General features: G+C 59.0%; 16 protein-coding genes. 7 read left to right on the top strand and 9 right to left on the bottom strand.

The features are described from left to right. The first annotated feature begins 217 nt into the window (after positions 1-217). Positions 218-2152 (top strand): helicase-related protein, encoded by a 1935-nt coding sequence (locus EKL02_RS02055; RefSeq protein ID WP_128900482.1) that lies wholly within the window; start codon positions 218-220, stop codon positions 2150-2152. Here EKL02_RS02055 and EKL02_RS02050 read toward each other — a convergent pair. Further along, on the bottom strand, positions 2149-2532 hold the full coding sequence (locus EKL02_RS02050; protein ID WP_128900481.1) for a hypothetical protein: 384 nt from the start codon (positions 2530-2532) through the stop codon (positions 2149-2151). The two genes, EKL02_RS02055 and EKL02_RS02050, sit on opposite strands and share 4 nt — an antisense overlap. Positions 2533-2741: 209 nt before the next feature. On the opposite strand from EKL02_RS02050, the gene EKL02_RS02045 reads away from it, so the two are divergent. The 3 genes from EKL02_RS02045 (at position 2742) to EKL02_RS02030 (ending at position 6024) form a co-directional block, all read left to right on the top strand. Continuing rightward, the gene (locus EKL02_RS02045) at positions 2742-3524 is read left to right on the top strand and encodes an AraC family transcriptional regulator (protein WP_128900480.1); all 783 of its coding nucleotides are present in this window, start codon (positions 2742-2744) and stop codon (positions 3522-3524) included. Between the two features lie 776 nt (positions 3525-4300). Then, positions 4301-4771, top strand: coding sequence for a FixH family protein (locus EKL02_RS02035; protein WP_128900479.1), 471 nt, complete (start codon positions 4301-4303; stop codon positions 4769-4771). Between the two features lie 14 nt (positions 4772-4785). Next, positions 4786-6024, top strand: coding sequence for a cytochrome c peroxidase (locus EKL02_RS02030; protein WP_128900478.1), 1239 nt, complete (start codon positions 4786-4788; stop codon positions 6022-6024). Positions 6025-6239: 215 nt separating this feature from the next. Here the strand turns inward: EKL02_RS02030 and EKL02_RS02025 are convergent, their stop codons facing one another. After that, complete coding sequence (locus EKL02_RS02025) at positions 6240-7238, bottom strand: HAD-IA family hydrolase (protein WP_164931926.1); 999 nt, start codon at positions 7236-7238, stop codon at positions 6240-6242. 22 nt (positions 7239-7260) lie between these two features. Here EKL02_RS02025 and EKL02_RS02020 point away from each other — a divergent pair, with 22 nt between their 5' ends. Continuing rightward, the gene (locus tag EKL02_RS02020; protein WP_128900476.1) at positions 7261-8160 is read left to right on the top strand and encodes a dienelactone hydrolase family protein; all 900 of its coding nucleotides are present in this window, start codon (positions 7261-7263) and stop codon (positions 8158-8160) included. Positions 8161-8205: 45 nt separating this feature from the next. Here the strand turns inward: EKL02_RS02020 and EKL02_RS02015 are convergent, their stop codons facing one another. After that, positions 8206-9111 carry a LysR family transcriptional regulator gene (locus tag EKL02_RS02015; protein WP_128900475.1) on the bottom strand — a complete coding sequence of 302 codons (906 nt, stop codon included), beginning with the start codon at positions 9109-9111 and terminating at the stop codon, positions 8206-8208. 87 nt (positions 9112-9198) lie between these two features. Between EKL02_RS02015 and EKL02_RS02010 the strand changes: the two genes are divergently transcribed. Then, the gene (locus EKL02_RS02010; protein ID WP_128900474.1) at positions 9199-10143 is read left to right on the top strand and encodes a DMT family transporter; all 945 of its coding nucleotides are present in this window, start codon (positions 9199-9201) and stop codon (positions 10141-10143) included. Positions 10144-10164: 21 nt separating this feature from the next. On the opposite strand, the gene EKL02_RS02005 is transcribed toward EKL02_RS02010, so the two are convergent. From EKL02_RS02005 to EKL02_RS01990, 4 genes are all read right to left on the bottom strand, one after another. Next, positions 10165-10569 carry a VOC family protein gene (locus EKL02_RS02005; protein WP_128900473.1) on the bottom strand — a complete coding sequence of 135 codons (405 nt, stop codon included), beginning with the start codon at positions 10567-10569 and terminating at the stop codon, positions 10165-10167. Between the two features lie 207 nt (positions 10570-10776). Then, positions 10777-12309, bottom strand: a complete 1533-nt coding sequence (locus EKL02_RS02000; RefSeq protein WP_128900472.1) for an efflux transporter outer membrane subunit — start codon at positions 12307-12309, stop codon at positions 10777-10779. Between the two features lie 22 nt (positions 12310-12331). Beyond that, positions 12332-15547, bottom strand: coding sequence for a multidrug efflux RND transporter permease subunit (locus EKL02_RS01995; protein ID WP_128900471.1), 3216 nt, complete (start codon positions 15545-15547; stop codon positions 12332-12334). Positions 15548-15567: 20 nt separating this feature from the next. Then, positions 15568-16800: an efflux RND transporter periplasmic adaptor subunit gene (locus tag EKL02_RS01990; RefSeq protein ID WP_128900470.1), complete on the bottom strand. Its 1233-nt coding sequence runs from the start codon at positions 16798-16800 to the stop codon at positions 15568-15570. Positions 16801-17218: 418 nt separating this feature from the next. On the opposite strand from EKL02_RS01990, the gene EKL02_RS01985 reads away from it, so the two are divergent. Then, complete coding sequence (locus tag EKL02_RS01985; protein ID WP_128900469.1) at positions 17219-18232, top strand: LysR family transcriptional regulator; 1014 nt, start codon at positions 17219-17221, stop codon at positions 18230-18232. A 97-nt stretch (positions 18233-18329) separates the two neighbouring features. On the opposite strand, the gene EKL02_RS18635 is transcribed toward EKL02_RS01985, so the two are convergent. Together EKL02_RS18635 and EKL02_RS01980 are read right to left on the bottom strand one after the other, a co-directional pair. Next, entirely contained in the window at positions 18330-18464 is a 135-nt protein-coding gene (locus EKL02_RS18635; protein WP_277750572.1) for a hypothetical protein, read from the bottom strand. A 49-nt stretch (positions 18465-18513) separates the two neighbouring features. Continuing rightward, a complete protein-coding gene (locus tag EKL02_RS01980; RefSeq protein WP_164931925.1) occupies positions 18514-19353 on the bottom strand; it encodes a LysR substrate-binding domain-containing protein in 840 nt (279 codons plus the stop codon). Between the last annotated feature and the right edge of the window lie 129 nt (positions 19354-19482).

The following is a 19482-nucleotide window of genomic DNA, read 5'->3' as shown; positions in this document are numbered from 1 at the left end:
GACTCTGATCAGCCGAAAATATCTTAAGGCTTCTTTTTTTAAAAAAAGTTTAAAACCTTGATGCCAAAAAACAGCAGGCTTTTTTATCTTCACACTGTAGTGTAGGCTAACTATCGGCAGGTCTGGGGAGATTGCAACCCAAGTTCGCGCTGCCGCAAAATCCGCTCAATCGATATTGAAAATGCCGCCTACTCCTACTGCGTCCGATTCCTTGCCAATGACACCAAACGGGGCAGGACCTGATACGCCGGAGTTGCACGCGCAAAATTTCGGCGCCGAATTGCTCAAGCTGGAAGGCAGCGTGATTGTGCGCTTTTCGGGCATCGCCGAGGCGGGCGGCCTGCAGGTGCCGTACGCGCTGGTGCCGCGCCATGGCGTATTGGCCAAGCCATCCAAATGGCGCAAGCTGGGTCCCGAGGGCCAACTCGAACTGGTCAGGGAGCGCGTCCATCCCGAAGCCTTCGAAGAATTGCGCCGCAGCGTCGTCGCCTTTGCCGGAAAAATCCTGGCAGAGGCCGAGGATGCCGGCATCGATCCGCTGGCCTTGTTAAACACGCTGGCCGACGCGCCGGCTTCAATGCCGGCGCCCCAGGTCTTCGAGCGCATCGAACAGCGCCTGGAACACGCCGTCGAGCGGCAGCAGGAAGAGCGGCATGCCGCGCTCACCCGCGAAAGCATCAACCTGGCGGAATATCCGGCGTCCTTCGAAATGGCGCGCCGCCTGCCGCGCCGCTTCATTGCGCTCCTGGGACCAACCAATTCCGGCAAGACACACCAGGCGATGGAAGCCTTGATCAAGGCAAAGACCGGCCTGTACCTGGCACCCTTGCGCCTGCTGGCACTGGAAAACTACGAGCGCCTGCGCGAAGCCAGGCCGCACGGCAAGGAACTCAAGGTCAACCTCATCACCGGCGAAGAGCGCCGGATCACCGAAGGCGCCACCCATGTGGCCAGCACCGTGGAAATGCTCGACCCGAGGACGCGCGTGGATGTCGCGGTCATCGATGAAATCCAGATGCTGGCCGACCGCGACCGCGGCGCGGCCTGGACGGCGGCGGTCTGCGGCGCACCGGCCGGCGTGGTATACCTGGTCGGCGCGCTGGAAGCGCGGCGCGCCATCGAGGCGCTGGCCGAGCGCCTGGAATGTCCGCTCGAAGTGCATGTCCTGAAGCGCAAGGCGCCGCTCACCATGGAAGCCGGGCCGGTCAAGAAATTGCGCAACCTGCGGCCGGGCGACGCCGTGATTGCCTTTTCGCGGCGCGACGTGCTGATGTGGCGCGACATGATTGCGGAACAGGGACATTCTGTCGCCACCATTTACGGAAACCTCTCGCCGGAGGTGCGCCAGGCGCAGGCGGCGCGCTTTCGCGACGGCAGCGCCGAGATCGTCATCGGCACCGATGCGATTGCCATGGGCCTGAACCTGCCGATCGAGCGCATCGTCATGACCACGTACGTGAAATTCAACGGCGTCGAAGAGGAAGAAGTGCCGGTGGCGCTGGCACGGCAAATTGCCGGCCGTGCCGGACGATTCGGCGTGCATGAGGAAGGCTTCGTTGCCGGCTATGACGACGACACCCATCAGGTCATGCGCTCCCTGCTGAAGGAAAAAATTCCGCCGATTCCCGCTAGCGGCTTCGCCGTGGCGCCGTCGATCGAGCATTTGCACCGGATTTCTTCGGTCACGGGCGAGCAAGCGCTGGCGCGCCTGTTCAAACGCTTCGTGCACAATATCGACGTGCCCGACGGCTTTTTCTATCCGCGCATCACCGACGAACAAATGGAGCGGGCAATGTGGCTCGATACTCTGGCGCTGTCGGTGGCGGAAAAATTCACGCTGTCGCTGGTGCCGATTTCATCGCGCATTCCGTCGCTGCACCAGGTCTGGGAAGGATGGGCGCGCAGCCTGGCCAAGCGCAAATCCTGCACGCTGCAGCGCGATCCGTACGAGATGTCACGACAAAACCTGCAGGAAGTGGAGGATACCTGCCGCAGGTATTCAGCGTACGCCTGGCTGAGTTTTCGCATTCCCGAGCATTTTCCGGATGGCGAGCTGGCGCATGAACTGGCGCGCCAGGCATCGGAGCGGGTGGATGCGATGCTGCAGGCGCAGAACACCGCCTTGCGCCGGCGGCAGAAACCGAGCCGCTAGGTGCGGACGAACAGGGTGACCAGCGGCGTGTCGCCGACTTGCCGGCTCCAGTGGCCGTGCACGGCAGGGTCGAAAGTTGCGCCTGCGGGCAAGGTATCATCTGAGTAAAAATGCTCGCCGGGACCAAAGATGCGCGACGTGCCATCCTGCAGGCCGATTTCCATCTGGCCACTCAGGACGAACAGCCATTGCGAGGCCGTGGTGCAATGGAACTGGCTGCGAAAACCCACGGGGCTCTGGCGCAACTGGTAACCGGCGGAGGGAAACAGCGGCGAGAGCATGGCTTGCGGCGTGCCTTCGGTGAGGGCGACCTCGTCTTCACGGAATTTGGCGCGGCCGTCGGAATCGGTATAGAGGATGGCTTTTTTGAAGGTGGTCATCGGGAATGCCTTGGATATCAGAAAAAATATGGCGACCCTCGATTATTACTTATTTTGTTCAAATCTGAGCCGTTGGCGGCCACTACGTTAAAGTAAGGCAGGAACTCACCAGTTTTTTCGTGGAATGGGTTCATTCTTGCTGATACAGTTATTCGGACAAGTTCGAAGCCGCATCACTCCAAAAATCATCCACAACTTACGGCGATACTATGATTTCCGGGCAACGCGGGGGTATCAAGGCAACCGGGATCGGGCGCATCCTGCTTTGGCGCGGGGGCAGTATCTGGATTGGCAGCGCCCAGGAAGCTACGGATTTTCATTCCCACCATGCGATCCAGATTACGCTTGCGCTTGCCAAGGGCGCGCTGCGATTCCGTCAACCAGACGAAGGCTGGCAGGCCTTTACTGCAGTAATCGTTCCGGCACACCAGCCGCACGCATTCGAGGCCCGCGGCGAGCTGGTTGCCCTGATTTTTGTCGAGCCCGAATCATGCGAGGGCATAACGATCCAGGAACGCTACGGTGCGGGACTGTCGCCCCTGCCGGAAGGCTTACTCGACTGCGAAATCGCCGCCCTTGTAGCCGCCTACCGTGAAAAGGCCCCCGACAAGGAAGTCATTGCGCGTGCACGAGCGGTGATTGCGACTTTATCTTCAAGCCCTACCTTACCGGCAAGCTCCCTGGACAACCGCATTGCACGTGCCATTGAAGTACTGCGTGATCGTGTTGAATCAACGGTTACACTTACCGATATCGCCAATGCGGTGCATCTTTCGCCCGAACGGTTTCGTCATCTCTTTCTGCAGGAAACCGGTATCCGCTTCCGGCCCTATGTCCTCTGGTTACGCCTGGAACTTGCCATTGCATCCTATGCAGCCGGCAATAGCCTGACCGAAGCCGCATATGCCGGCGGCTTTGCCGATTCCGCGCATTTCTCACGAACATTTAGGCGCATGTTCGGTGTCCCTGCGGCAAGCATCCAGCGCGAATAGCTGTTTGTTCAAGCTGGCCAACCTGAACGAAACGCGGCGGATTCCAGCTAGGCGTGGTCGTTCACGGTCCGGGAAAATGAAAACTGGCCCTACGGGGCCAGCTCCTAAAAACAGAGGTGTTGCGCCTCCATTTCCAATGTACCGACTAAAACCAGAAGTAAGAAATCGCATCTTACTAAGCGCACCACCCGTACGAACAGTTCCAGCAAATGGATGAATTCAATTTATGGTGCTCTATATGCCATCCTATGGGAGTTTGTCGGCACTTCCAGTGTAGGACATCGTTAATATTAGTCAAGTCGAACTCAAAGCGTCATTTCAAAACCCATCTACAACGTACGGCCGTACTATGCAGCAGGCAACAGCCTGACCGAAGCCGCCTATGCCGGCGGCTTTGCCGATTCCGCGCATTTTTCGCGCACCTTCCGGCGTATGTTTGGTGTCGCGGCGGCAAGCATCCAGCAAGAATAGCCGTTTCGTTCAAGCCGGCCTCAACGTGCTCTCCTAGACTGGCATTTCAATGTCAACCGATAGGAGATTCACATGAACACCCCTGCAAATACCCCCTGCAAATGCACCCCCTGCGTTGGCGCCGGCTGCAAATGCGGCTGCCAGCAACCTGCCGGGCAAAAGACTTGCGCGTGCGGACCGCAATGCCGTTGCGGCGACCAATGCGCCTGTGCAAAAAGCTAGCCTGCAGCGCACGTGACCGGTTCGCTCCTTGCGATCCGGACCGGTCACGCCAAACCTCCCCTCTTTTATTCGCAGGAGCAATGATGCAGCTTCAAAAAATTTATTCGACCCTGGCATTCCTGGCCGTGGCCGGCACGTCCGGCTGCATGTCAATGCCGGCCGACCTGAACCTGTCGCTGGAGCGGCCGACAGCACAATCCAAGTATGTCGCCAAAGTGCATGCATTGGCGGAACCGATTGTCATCAACAAGATGCACGCCTGGGAAATCCGGTTGCAGTCGCAATCGGGTGAACCTGTGCAGCACGCCCGGATTACCGTCGACGGTGGCATGCCGCAGCATGGCCATGGTTTCCCGACGCAGCCCAGGGTCACAAAAGAGCTTGGCGGCGGACGTTACCTGCTCGAAGGCATGAAATTCAGCATGCCGGGCTGGTGGGAAATCAAGCTGACGATTGATTCGACCTACGGCACGGACAAGGTCACCTTCAATACGGTCATTATCCAGCCTGCGATCCTGGCGGAAGGTGGCACGTCCGCGGAACGTCATTTTTGAGCTTTACCGAAACCATGCATAAACTTACAGGGGCCTTGCTGGCAGCTGGCAGTGCGGCGCTGATTGCCGGCGCTGCACTGGCCGGCATGCCGGACTACATCGACGGCTGGACACGGGAAGAGATGGCCATCTTGGCTTCGTTAAGCCTGAAGCAGTTGCCGCCGGCGCCGAAAGATCCCTCCAACGCCTATGAAGCGTTGCCGGCCGCCGTGCATCTCGGTGAGCGCATCTTTGCCGACCGCAGATTCAGCAGCAATGGCGCCGTGTCCTGTGCCAGCTGTCACCAGCCGGACAAGCATTTTCAGGATGGCGCGCCGCTCGGACTGGGCGTCGGCACCGGCAGCCGCAGGACCATGCCGGTGGTTGCGGCCGACCATAGTCCCTTCCTGTTCTGGGATGGACGCAAGGACAGCCTCTGGTCGCAGGCGCTGGGGCCACTGGAAGACCCGGCAGAGCATGGTGGCAACCGCCTGGCCTATGCGCATCTGATGCAGGCGCATTACCGCAAGGATTACGAAGCGATTTTCGGCGCGATGCCGGATCTTCGGCATTTTCCGAAACATGCCAGCCCAGCCGGCACGCCATTGCACAAGACCACCTGGAACACCATGCCGGAGTCGGCGCGCCATGACGTATCGCGGATATTTGCCAACATGGGCAAGGCCCTTGCCGCGTATCAGAAGACCTTGCAGCATGGAGAATCGCGCCTGGACCGCTATGTCGAGGGCGTCGTCAGCGGGGATCAACCGTCGCTGCAGATACTCAGCCCAGAGGAAAAGCACGGCCTGCGCATCTTTATCGGCAAGGGCAATTGCATCACTTGCCATAACGGCCCATTGCTGACGGATCAGCATTTTCATAACACGGGTGTTCCCCAGCGCCACGAAAAAACGCCGGATATGGGTCGTTATGCCGCAATCGACAAGGTGATGAACGATGAATTCAATTGCCTCGGGCGCTATAGCGATGCCAAGCCTGAACTCTGCGAGGAGCTGAACTTCATCGCGGCTGCCGATCACACGACGAAGGCAGCGTTCAAGACACCGGGCCTGCGTAACGTCGCCTCAAGGCCACCGTACATGCATGCGGGGCAATTGGCCTCACTCGAGGACGTGGTGCGGCACTACGCGAATGCGCCAGCATCTGCCGCAGGTCACAGCGAGCTCAAACCGATCAATCTGTCGGAGCAGGAAGTGCGGGACGTCATCGCGTTTTTACATACCCTTTCAAGTCCTATTGTGCAACGACAATAATCGAACACGTTCAGGGGCAAGCAACCGCGATGAGGAACAATCTGGCCATACGAGAGGCTAGCCTTCAAAGCAACGCTTCCTCGAAATATCGTCGATTGGCATTTACAAAATTCGCTTCTTCCAATGGTCACTCGATGATGTATCGTAGTTTGCGGCGGTCCAGAACGGCCCAGTCTATGACTTAAGGTACTCGCGCCGATTGACAAGTTGCCCCCTTATTGCAAGTGGCGCACGAGTGCATGAAGGTCTGGCAGTGCAGTCTTGCAGTCTGGATGCGCGTTGCGCACAAGGACTGCATCGAGGCCTGCGGCACGGGCGCCCTGATAGTCAGCAACAAAACTGTCCCCAACCATGATGACCTGCTCCCGATGCGGAATGCCTGACACCGCTGCCTTGAATGCTAACGGATGCGGCTTTTCGTAGCCCAGTGCGGCGGACGTAAGAATGCGGGCAAAGTGGCGCTCTAGACCCAAGGCGGCGATTAGTTGCGGTAACTCCGGAACATGGTTGGAGAGCACGATGTGCTGCCAGCCGCTACTCGAAAGCGCCGTCAGTGTCGGCTCAGTATCGGCAAATACCACCCACTGCCCGGGATTGACGTACTCAGCGCGGACACGTTCAGCGAGTTCAAACGCGAGGGAAGCGTCGATGCCTGCACCGGCGACCAGCGACGCCGCCAGTACTGGATGCAGGTTGCGCCACCAGGCATCCGAGGTGGAAAGATGGTGATGTTCGAGATCGGGCGTATGCCATGGAAAACCACTCGATAGATGGGGAACCAGATGCTCCCGCTTCAGATTGAGCCCTGGCAATTCAGCATTTGCCAGATCAGCCAGGCACTGGGACCACAGGCCAGGACGATATGCTAAGGTATTGTCGAAATCCCAGAGTAGATAAGGCATATCCGTACTGATGCGGTCCAATGAATAAGAAGCAAAAAATCGCGATCCTGTTCGAAGCTGAAAGTGCCCCGTTTCACTATAGCGAATTTGGCAATACGGAAAAACGAATAAATTCGTACATCCATACTCGGAAAATACATGCTGGACCGCTTCAAGCAAGCAGACTGTTCGAATTTCAACATGTGCCGCGGAATTTGCTGCATTTCGTGCAGGGCAACGCTGCATTCCGCTTGAAAATAACTTGCATCGAACAACAATGCAGGCCAAATGCTCCTTGATACATGGCTTGAATTTTGCAATCCGTAATGCCAACTTATTTATCCGTGAGGCGAACATGTCCCAGAGTACAAACGACACCACGCAAGACTTCGATCCTGAAGTCTTTAAACTCTTCGACCAATACGTCCATGGCGCTATCACGCGCCGTGACTTCCTTTCGTCTGCAAGCCGATTCGCCGTCGGTGCCGTGACCGCCGAAGGTTTGCTGCAGGCCCTGCAACCACGTTTCGCCCAGGCCCAGCAAGTGTCCGGCAGCGACCCGCGCATTGTGGCGGGCTATGTTGAAATTCCTTCGCCGGAAGGCAGCGGCACGCTTCGCGGCTATCTAGTCCAGCCGGCGTCGGCCAAGGGCAAGCTGCCCGCCGTATTGGTCGTGCACGAAAACCGCGGCCTGAATCCGCATATTGAAGATATTGCGCGCCGTGTGGCGCTGGACAATTTCATTGCATTCGCGCCCGATGCCCTTTTCCCCCTGGGGGGCTACCCGGGCGACGAAGACAAGGCGCGCGAACTGTTCGCCAAGCTCGACCAGAACAAGACGCGCGCGGATTTTCTGAAAGCGGCCGACTACCTGAAACATCTGCCGCAAGGTACTGGCCGCGTTGGCGTGGTCGGCTTCTGTTATGGCGGCGGCATCGCCAATTTCCTGGCGACGCGACTTCCCGACCTCGGCGCTGCGGTGCCCTTCTACGGCAGTCAGGCGCCGACGGAAGAGGTTCCCAAAATCAAGGCGCCGCTGCTGATTCAATATGCCGAAAAAGATGAGCGCATCAATGCGGGCTGGCCGGCATATGAAGCCGCGCTCAAGGCTGCCGGCGTCAAGTATGAAGCCTACATCTATCCCGGCACGCAGCATGGCTTCAACAATGACACCACGCCCCGCTACGACGAAGCGGCTGCCAAGCTGGCGTGGCGACGCACCATCGATTTTTTCAATACCCATCTACGGGCGTAGCGGTATCAAGCGCCAGCCTGCTTGAGGCAGGATGGCTTGCGCATTTCAATTGAGATGGCTTTTGACCAGGCCCTGGATGAAGTCGCGCAGCGCAATCATGCGCTGGCTGGCCTTGAGATCGCGGTGATAGACCAGCCATAGGTCACGCGAAAAGATTGGCTGGCTTGCGCCGAACCGCTCAAGCGACGCATCGCGATCGCCGACAAAGCACGGCAGCACACCGATGCCGAGTCCGGCCCGGATGGCAACGTGCTGGGCTTGAATGCTATTGCATGCCAGTGCGGGGGGTTTTTCCGAAAAAGTCGCCTTGAGCCACTTTGCCATGGGCAAGTCGGCCCAGGCTTCGTCCCATGAAACGTAATCGAGCTGCTGCCATGCATCCGGCCCCTTCCTGGCCAGCTTTGCTGCCGTCGAGCCGGCACGGCAGTAGGCGGCGAAGTCCAGCGTGCCCGCGCGGCTGGCGATATAGTCGCCGCCGCCATCGCGGATGGCGGGGTCCGATATCCGCAAGGCCAGGTCTGCCTCGCGCTTGGACAGATTGGCGCGCGCAAGTGAAATGTTCATTTCGACGCTGAGCTTCGGGTACTGCGCGCGGAACAAATGCAGGTTTGGCACGATAAGGTGAAATGCCAATGTCTCCGACGTGGCAAGGCGAACCTGCCCGGTGATTTCCCGCTGCACTGACGCATGGCCACTCCTTTCCGCCGCCATCATGGACTCTTCAACCTGCTCGACATGCCTGAATAACGCGTCGCCGTCATCGGTGAGTTGATAACCGCTCTGCTGGCGCAGGAATAGCGTTGCCTGCATCCGCTCCTCGAGCGCCGTCACATGGCGGGAGACGGTGGACGGGCTCGTATGCAATGCCGCCGCCGCGCCCGTCAAGCCGCCATGACGGGCGGTCGCCAGGAAGAATTTCAGATCATTCCAGTCAAAGCTCAGGTTTTTCATTTATGGAAAATGAATTTCTAAATTCATAGCAAGATTTTTATATTTAGAAAACTATACTACCCCTGTATCCAACTGGGAGCAATCATCATGAGCGCATCGGGAATCTATGTAAGGCTGGTATTGGTCGCCCTGTTTTGGGCATCGGTCTTCCAGATCGGGAAGTATGCCGTCGAAGTGGTATCGCCATTATTCGCCGCTTCCTGGCGCTTCATGATTGCCGCCGCAGTCCTGGTGCCAATCATTGCAATGCGCGAAGGATGGTCGCTTTCCGCGCTACGCCGCAGCGCCTTCGGATTGCTGGTGATGTCGGCCATCGGCGTGTTCGGCTTCAATGTTTCGCTGTTCTATGGATTACGCATGACCTCCGCGGTCAATGGCGCGCTCATCATGGGATTCACGCCTGCGCTGACAGCCGTACTGTCGACCCTCGTCAACCGCGAATCCCTGTCGCGACAACAGGTGGTCGGCATGGCGCTGGGTATTGCCGGCGTGGTTGTGGTGGTCAGCAAAGGTTCATGGCACGCCCTTGCGGCTATGTCGCTGTCAACCGGCGATTTGCTGGTCATGGTTGGCAGCCTGTGCTTTGCGATTTACCCGATTATCCCGAAACGCTTCGTGCATGGCATGTCGGCATTGCAAACGACTGGCGCCTCGATTGCCGGCGGGGCTGCCTTGATGGCTGCGTTCGCGATGATGGCGGCGCCTGACTTCCTGACACCACCACCGTTGCCGATTGCGGCGGGAATTGCCTTCATGGGACTGTTCGGTTCGGCAGTCGCTTACCTGTGGTGGAATCAGGCAGTGCAACACATGGGCGCGACCTCGGTTGCGGTGTTTTTGAACCTGGTGCCGATCTTCACGGCATTGATCGGCGTTGTGCTCGGGCAGTCGATTTCGATTGCGCAGGTATGCGGCGCAGGCCTGGTGATCACCGGCGTACTGTATTCATCCGGCAAGCTTGCGTTTTTTCGGCGACCCCAGTCATGGGCCCGACTGGACACCAAACACCCGGCGGCAACGCAGGTCAAATGAATGAAAATACCGGCCGCGGACCTAAGTCTGCGGATGCTGCCAGCTTTTATAGACAATCTCGATGCTGTAACCGTCGGGGTCCAAGAAATTGGCAGCATAGTAGCGAGGGTCATAGTAGAGGCGAGCACCCGGCGCGCCATTGTCAGTGGCGCCAGCGGCGATAGCTGCGTTGTATGCGGCGTCGACCTCGGCGGCGTTCCTTGCAACAAAGCCGATATGTGCGGCGCGTCCTTCAACCGTTCCTTCCCGAAGCCAGAAAAATATCCGGCCGTCGGCACCGAATCCTTTGAGATCAGGATGCCCCGGCGGCCCATCTTTGCCGTCGTAGTCGACGCGATTCATGATCCCAAGCGGCTTGAATACCGCGCTATAAAAAGCAATGGATCGATTGATGTCAGTTACTGAGATGAAGACGTGGTCCAGCATCGCTGTTCTCCGCTTATTTTAAATGTTGTAGCCGCCGCCGACTGCAATCGTCTGCGCATTAACCCAGCCATTGTCTTCCGACAAAAAACTGGCGATCACCCTACCTAGGTCGTCAGCCTAACCGATTTTTCCGAGAGCAGTCTGGCCGGCAAACTTGGCTTCAAACTCTGGATTTTGGCGGACCGAACTCCTTAGCCCCATAGCGCGTCAGAATTTCCAGGCTGCCGTTGCACTCGGCATAGGGCGCGGCTCGTTTGGCGCCTGAGAAAGTCGTTCCGGCTCACCCCACCCTCCGCCGATTGCGCGTATCAGGTTAACTGTCGAACGCGCACGCTCTCCATCCAGTTGCACCGCGACGCGTTGCTGTTGCAGCACGCTGCGGTCGGCATCGATCACGTTCAAATAACTGACCGAACCTTCACGGTACTGCAGATGCGACAACTTCGCAGCGCGCGCCGACGCATTGACGGCTTCGTCCTGCGCCAGGGTTTGATCGCCAAGGATGCGCAAAGTTGCCAGATTGTCTTCCACTTCGCCGAATGCTTTCAAGATCGCCTGTCGGTACTTGGCGACATCCTCGTCGTAACTCGCGCCTGCACGGTCCACTTCGGCCTGGCGTGCGCCGCCATCGAAGACCGGCAAAGACAATATGGTGCCAAGCAATGGCCCGAGCAAAAATGTGCGGCTCGACCAATTGAACAGATCTCCCAGTTCACGCGACTCGAAGCCGAGTGCGCCGGTGATGCTCAGGCGCGGGAAGAACGCGGCATTTGCGGAACCGATGCGGGCATTGGCGGCCGCCATGGCACGTTCGGCGGCTGCAATGTCCGGCCGCCGCTCCAGCAATGCGGACGGCAGTCCGGCCGGGACAGTGATCGCGATGCGGGTCAAGGGACGTTGCGGCGAGCTGAAATCGGCAGGCGTCTTGCCAAGCAGGATTGCCAGCGCATGTTCGGCGATGGCGCGGCGCCGGACAACGCCGAAAGACTCCGACTGCGCCGCCGCCAGTTCGGCCCGGGCGCGCGCAACATCAACCTCGCCGATGTCGCCTTCCTCAAAGCGGCGCTGCAGCAGCTTGAGCGTCTGCCCTCGCAGCGCAACGGTACTTGTGTAGATCGACTGCTCCGCGTCGAGTTCGCGCACCAGGAAATACGCTTGCGCCACATCGGCCTGGATCGCCAGCAGCAGCGACTGGAACAATGCCGTGTTCCTTTGCGCATCGGCGCCGGCGGCGTCCACGACCGAATTCACCCGTCCGAACAAATCCGCCTCGTACGAGAAGCCGGCCTGCGCGCGCCACAGGGTGGTTGCCGCCGTCTCCGTGCCGGGCGCCAGGCCCTGCGATGCCGCGGAGGGGCGCTGCCGGGTCGGCCCGATGCCCACGCCGACCTGCGGAAACAGGCCGGCCCGCGCACTTTGCTCCAGCGCGCGCGCCTGGCCCAGCCGCGCCGCGCCGGCCTTCAAATCCTGATTGGCCAGCAATGCCTGGTCTTCCAGCGCATTGAGTGCATCGTCGCCGAAAACTTTCCACCACTGGCCGCGGGCGGCTTCCTCCGCAGGTTGCGCGGCTTTCCATTGCGCCGCCGTATCGGCAACCGGCGCCGCAGCTTCCTTGAATGCCGCCGGAATCCCGGCGGCGGGACGCTGGTACACCGGCGCTACCGAACAACCCGCGAGAATCAGCAATGCGCTCAATAGTGCAGACGACGCTGCGATGGGAATGTTTTTGAAATGCGTCATTTGAATGCTCCTGCCTGCCTGATTATGTTTGATTGCCTGCCTGGGACCCGGCAACGGCGGCCGCGGCCAATGGAAGCGGTGCTTCGTGCGTGGCGGCCGAATGCAATGGATGGCGCTTGCCGAACGTGCGAAGCAACACATAAAACACAGGCGTCAGAAACAGGCCGAACAGCGTCACGCCCAGCATGCCGAAAAACACGGCGATTCCCATCGCATGCCGCATTTCCGAGCCGGCGCCGCTGGAGATCACCAGCGGCACCACGCCCATGATGAAAGCAATCGAGGTCATCAAGATCGGGCGCAGGCGCAGGCGGCTGGCGTCAATCGCTGCTTGCAGCGCCGTGCTTCCCTGGATTTCCAGCTCTCGCGCAAATTCGACGATCAGGATTGCGTTCTTGCACGCCAATCCGACGAGCACCATCAAACCAATCTGGGTGAAAATATTATTGTCGCCGCCGGTCAGCCAAACACCGGTCAGTGCAGCCAGGATACTCATCGGCACGATCAGGATGACAGCCAGCGGCAGCGTCAGACTCTCGTACTGCGCAGCCAGCACCAGGAATACCAGCAGCAAACTGATAGGGAACACCCAGATACCGGCATTGCCCGCCAGGATTTTCTGGTAAGTCAAATCGGTCCATTCGAACTTGACGCCGCGCGGCAGGGTCTTTGCCGCGATCCTTTCTGCCGCCGCCTCGGCTTGCGTTGACGAATAGCCCGGCGCCGGCCCGCCATTGATATCGGCCGCCGTATAGCCGTTGTAACGCACCACCATCTCCGGGCCGTAGGTGGAACTGACTTTCACCAGCGATGACAACGGCACCATATCGCCTGCGGCGTTACGGGTCTTCAGTTGCAAAATATCTTCGGGGCGGGCACGGAACGGGGCATCCGCCTGCGCCCGCACCTGGAACACGCGTCCGAAGCGATTGAAATCATTCACGTACAGCGATCCGAGATAAATCTGCATGGTGTCGAACACATCGGTCACCGGCACGCCTTGCTGTTTGGCTTTCACCCGGTCCAGATCCACATCGAGTTGCGGCACATTGATCTGATAGCTGGAAAACATCGGCCCGAGTTCGGGCGCCGATTTTGCTGCTGCCATGAATGCATTTGCGGCGTTGTTCAGCTCGGCATAGCCGAGGGCGCCCCGGTCTTCAAGCTGCATCTTGAAACCGCCGACGGTGCCCAGTCCCATCACCGGCGGCGGCGGAAATACGGCGATGAATGCGTCCTGGATGGCGCCATACTGCTGATTGAGCGAATCGGCAATTCCCGCCGCTGAAAGCGCCTTGCCGCGGCGTTCTTCAAACGGCTTGAGCGTGACGAACACGATGCCGGCGCTGGAGCTGTTGGTGAAGCCGTTGATCGACAGGCCCGGGAAGGCGACCGCGCTTTCCACTCCCGGCTGCTTCAAGGCGATGTCACCCATGCGGCGGATCACGGCTTCGGTGCGATCGAGCGAGGCACCGCTGGGCAGCTGGGCGAAGCTGATCAGGTATTGCTTGTCCTGCGCCGGAACGAACCCGCCCGGCACCAGGTATGAAATGCCGACCGTCAACGCCAGCAGAACCGCGTAGACCCCCATGGCGGACGCCTTGCGCGAAATGACGCCGGTGACGCCTCTGCCATAACTTTCCGAAGCACGTCCGAAGAAACGATTGAAACGCGCGAAAAATCCGCCGAAGGCGCGATTCATGATACGGGTCAGCCGGTCCGGCGCGGCATCGTGTCCTTTGAGCAGCAGGGCAGCGAGCGCCGGCGACAGCGTCAGCGAATTGAATGCAGAGATCACGGTCGAGATCGCGATCGTCATGGCAAACTGCTTGTAAAACTGGCCAGTCAAGCCCGTCATGAAGGCGAGCGGAACGAACACGGCCACCAGAGTCAAGGCAATGGCGATGATGGGCCCGCTGACTTCGCGCATGGCGCGATAGGTGGCTTCGCGCGGCGACAGGCCACCGGCGATATTACGTTCGACGTTTTCCACGACCACGATCGCGTCGTCCACCACGATGCCGATTGCCAGCACCATGCCGAACAGCGACAGCGCATTGATCGAGTACCCGAAACCCAGCATCAGGGCAAACGTACCGACGATCGACACCGGCACTGCCAGCAACGGAATGATTGATGCGCGCCAGCTCTGCAGGAACACAATGACGACCAGGACCACCAGCGCAATCGCCTCGAGCAGCGTGATGACGACCGCTTTGATGCTGGCTCTGACGAATTGCGTCGGATCGTAGACGATGCGATATTCAACCGATGCCGGAAAATCCCGCGACAATTCCTGCATCGCGTCGCGCACCTGCGAAGAAACATTCAGTGCATTCGCGCCGGGCGCCTGGAAAATGGGAATGGCGACCGCCGGTTTGTTGTCGAGCAATGAACGCAAGCCGTATTCGGACGCCGCCAGCTCGATGCGCGCCACGTCAGCCAGGCGTGTTACCGCGCCATCGGGCGATGTTTTGAGAATGATGTCGGCGAACTCGGCTTCGCTTTGCAGGCGGCCCTGGGCGTTCACCGACAATTGCAGCGGCACGTCGGCTGCGCTCGGCGAGGCGCCGATGACGCCGGCGGCGACCTGCACGTTCTGCTCGCGGATTGCATGCACGACATCGGCTGCGGTGAGCCCGCGCTGGGCTACTTTTTGCGGATTGAGCCAGACCCGCATCGCATAATTTCCGGAGCCAAACAATCCGACTTCGCCCACGCCCTGAATCCGCGCCAGCCGGTCTTTCACATTCAACACGGCGTAGTTGCGCAGATAGGTCATGTCGTAACGGTCGTCCGGCGAAATCAGGTGCACCACCATGGTCAGCGTAGGCGAACTTTTGATTGTGGTGACGCCCAGCCGCTGCACGTCCGGCGGTAACCGCGGCAGCGCCTGCGCCACGCGGTTTTGCACCAGTTGCTGCGCCTTGTCGGGGTCCACGCCCAGCTTGAAATTGACGGTGACCGTCAGGTTGCCGTCGCTATTGGCTTGCGACTGCATGTAAAGCATGTTTTCCACGCCGTTGATCGCTTCCTCGAGCGGCGAGGAGACCGTTTCAGCAATCACTTTCGGGTTGGCGCCGGGATATTGGGCGCGCACGACCACCGAGGGCGGCACGACTTCCGGATATTCGGAAATCGGCAACTGGAACATGGCAAGCATACCCGCCAGCAAGATGATGATCGACAGTACGCCCGCGAAAATGGGCCGGTCGATGAAAAATTTGGAGATATTCATGATGTTCCTTGATTCACCGCTCAGGTTTTATCGGCCGGGCCGGATTTGGTCGCGGCAGCCGCAGGCTTGGCCGGGACGTTCAGGGAGACGGCACCGTTCGCCGTTGCCATGGCAACGGGATGCGGGCTGACCAGATCGCCAGGCCGTACGCGTTGCAAGCCGTTGACGACAATGCGTTCGCCGGCATTCAGACCGCTGCTCACGACGCGCAAGCCGTCCTGGTTCGCGCCGGTGCGTACTTCCCGATAGGACGTGCGGTTGTCTTTGTCGACCACCAGTACGAAGCGCTTGTCCTGGTCGGTGCCGATTGCCTTCTCATCGATCAGCATCGCCGTGCGCTGCCCGCCACTGCCGAGACGGATTCGCGCATACAGGCCGGGCAACAGGACGCCGTCGGCATTCTCGAAGACAGCGCGCACCCGCACCGTGCCGGACGACGTATCGACGCGGTTGTCAACTGAACTCACCTTGCCCTGGCGCGGGTAGCCGTCTTCGTTGGCCAGGCCGAGAAAGACAGGAACCTGGGCGCCACCGGGCGCTCTGCCCGGATTGACGTACTTCAGGAAGTTTTGCTCATCGACGTCAAACGAGGCATACACGCGCGATACCGACACCAGTGTCGTGAGCGGTGCCGACGCTGATCCGGCTGCGACCACATTTCCGGGCGTCACCTCGGCGCGTGAAATACGGCCCGCGACCGGCGCGACGATTCGCGCATGTTCCAGGTTCAACCGTGCCAATTGCAATGCCGCGCGCGCCATCTGCAGGTTGGCGGCAGCTTCGCGGGATGTATTCTGCTTTTCTTCAAAATCGCGGCGGGCAATAGCATTGTCTGCCAGCAGCCGCTGTCCCCGTGCCAGATCCGAAGCCGTGTACGCGGCGCGTGCTTCCGCGCCCGCCAGATGGGCCTGGGCACGCGCCACCTCGGCTGCGTACGGGCGCGGATCGATGGTAAACAGCACGTCGCCTTTCCTGACCAGATTGCCATCCTTGAAATGCACTGCTGCCAGTGTGCCCGATACCAGCGGACGAATTTCAACCCGGTCGACCGCCTCTAGCCGGCCGGAGTAGCTTTGCCAATCGGTCACCGCACGGCTGACGACTTCGGCCACATCCACCGTTGCAGCGGGTGGCGCTGCCGGCTTGCCCTCTCCGGCGCTGGCATAAACGCCGAGAGCGGCGAAACTGCCAAAGACAGCAATGATTGCGACGGTAGTCGCCAAAAGGGCGTAGCGTGTGCGGGAGATAGTCATGATGGATCCTTGAGAGGTTTTTTTGGCTTATTCGGGATTTGCCGCCAGACGGTGGCGAAGAAACCCGGCAATCTCGTCGAGTACCGGGGGATACGTGGGAAGGGCGACATGCGTGACACCGTTAAACGCGCCCCCCGGGAATTGCGAAATTCAGCACAGGCAATGCGTGGCCTTCCACCACTGCCGAGATATCGGAATACGATTTGGCAACGGCTAAAAGCGATACGTTCATAACGGGGTTTTTACGTCTTTTCTGGTAAGGGACGAGGCAACGGTTCGTATATTGAGGGTTTCGGCCCGCCGGATAAACATGTCTGGCTCAGCAACACTATTCCGCCCAGCCGAACAATGAACGCTTAGATGGGATATTATTTGGCGAAAGGCCAGTGAGGGACGGCCGTTCGGATGAAAGAGAAAAATGGACCGTTTTCAAGCGATGCAGGTATTTACCCGCGTGGTGGACGCAAACAGCTTTACCCGCGCGGCGGAGAGCCTGGGATTGCCGCGGACCACCGTGACTACCACGATCCAGACTTTGGAAGCCGCGCTGCAAGTAAGATTGCTGAACCGCACCACACGCCGGCTCAGCCTGACGCCGGACGGTGCGTCGTACTACGAGCGCTGTATCCGCATACTGGCCGATGTGGAAGAAGCCGAGACCTCGTTCCGCAATGTCGCGCGCGGCCCCAAGGGGCGCTTACGCGTCGACGTACCGTCTTCCATCGGCAGACTGATATTGATTCCGCAGCTATGCGAGTTCTACGAGCGTTATCCCGACATCGAACTGATGATCGGCATGGGCGACCGTACGGTCGACATGGTGCAGGAAGCGGTCGACTGCGTCATCCGCATCGGAGAACTGCAGGATTCCACCATGGTTGCGCGGCGCATCGGCACGTTTCATCCGGTGACCTGCGCGGCGCCAGGCTATCTGGAACGCCATGGCACCCCGCAATCGATCGAAGACCTGAAGGACCACAAAGCAGTCAATTATTTTTCCAGCCGTACCGGCCGCAACATCGACTGGGATTTCATTATCGACGACGTCGCCACCGAGGTGAAACTCGAGGACGCCGTCTCCGTCAACGATGCGGATGCCTACATTGCCTGCGCTCTGCAGGGATTCGGCCTGATTCAGGCAGCGCGCTACATGGTATTGCCGCACCTGCAGACCGGGGAGCTGGTTGAAATCATGCCCCAGCTGAGTTCGTCGCCTATGGCAATCTCGGTTGTCTATCTCCACAACCGGCATCTGTCGCCCAAGGTACGTGCGTTTGTCGACTGGATCGCCGAACTGTTTGGAAATTGCCCCCTGTTGAGCGGCGGCACCGAGGAAAATCTCGAAACGGAATGCAAATTCGCGGGCAAGGCAGGCAACAATACAATACGGGCAGTGCTCGATCGCGAGGATATTGCAGAACGGCTTTATTAATTCAGCACGCTATTTCAGCGATTTCTTGCAAAGGACGCTGGCCGACTAAATGGGAGACTGTCGAGCTTTTCGAGCACTATTTATAACTGATTGACCTTTATGCATAATGCCGGCGCTTCAGGTCCCGGGAGATAACCCGCACGGGTACGCCCGCGACAGTCAGAAGGCGTGCTGCATCCAACGCGCTCTTGTGCTTCATGATCTTGAGCCCGAGTTCAATCATTGCGCTCATTGCTTCGTTATAGCGATTCGCTTCAACCGATTTCGGCGAACTATCAGGTTTACGAACTTGTGCGACACACTTGTCTTAACCAAAGCCTCAACGCCTCAACCGCGCCCCCCTGCGCGAAAGAGCCTTTGGGGCCAACGAGATAGTAGCCTTCATCGACGGCAAGCCGGGCGTCAACCGGTTCGATCAACTCGCCACTTGCAATTTCAGCCTCCACGAGCGACGTACTGGTCAGCACAACCCCCTGATCGCGCTTGGCAGTATCAATCGCCAGATGGGAGGCATCGAAGTGGATGGTGGGGATCGCGGCAATTTCTTGCCGTGACAGCCTGGTAAATTGCAGGAGCCAGCGCTCCCAGTAGGGGTGAATTCTGGTTGCCAGAAGCGTCGCTTTTGCCAGGTTTTCTGGCTGTTTCAATGCCAGTTTTTCGCAATAGCTCGGACTGCAATAGACACGCAGCTCGTCAAGAAAAAGCAATTCGACATCCAGCTTGTTGCTCTCCTGCGCCTTGAAATGCCTGACCGCGACATCAATCGCATCGTTGTCAAAATCCGCCAGGGCCGCACTTGCATCGATCTGCACGCTGATTTCAGGATGAAGATCCATGAACCGCGCCATGCGTGGCACAAACCACTTCCTCGCAAAGCTGGGCGGCATCGAAATTCGTATCTGGTTGCGCCGCCGCTGCTTGAGCGCACCGCTGGCATGCGAAATCTGGCCCAGGGCGTTACTGATACGCCCGAAATAAGCGGCGCCAGCTTCCGTCAAGGTTACCTTTCGCACTTCCCGATGAAATAGTTTTACGCCGAGCCAGTCTTCCAGCTTATGGATCAACTGCCCCACCGCTCCGGGCGTCACATACAGCTCTTCAGCCGCTTTTGCAAAGCTCATGTGCCTTGCCGCCGCCTCGAAAGCGACCAGGGAGCGAAGAGGTGGGAGATCTTTCATAAGATAGTTATTCTATTCCATGTCTGGAAAAAAGTCAGTTGTCCGGTGCCAGCCGTGTGGTCACAATGCCTG

Origin of the sequence: Janthinobacterium sp. 17J80-10, assembly GCF_004114795.1 — a bacterium.
Classification (GTDB): domain Bacteria; phylum Pseudomonadota; class Gammaproteobacteria; order Burkholderiales; family Burkholderiaceae_D; genus Paucimonas.
The sequence above is the reverse complement of the archived record's forward strand: the minus strand, read 5'-3'. Positions and strand labels throughout refer to the sequence as shown.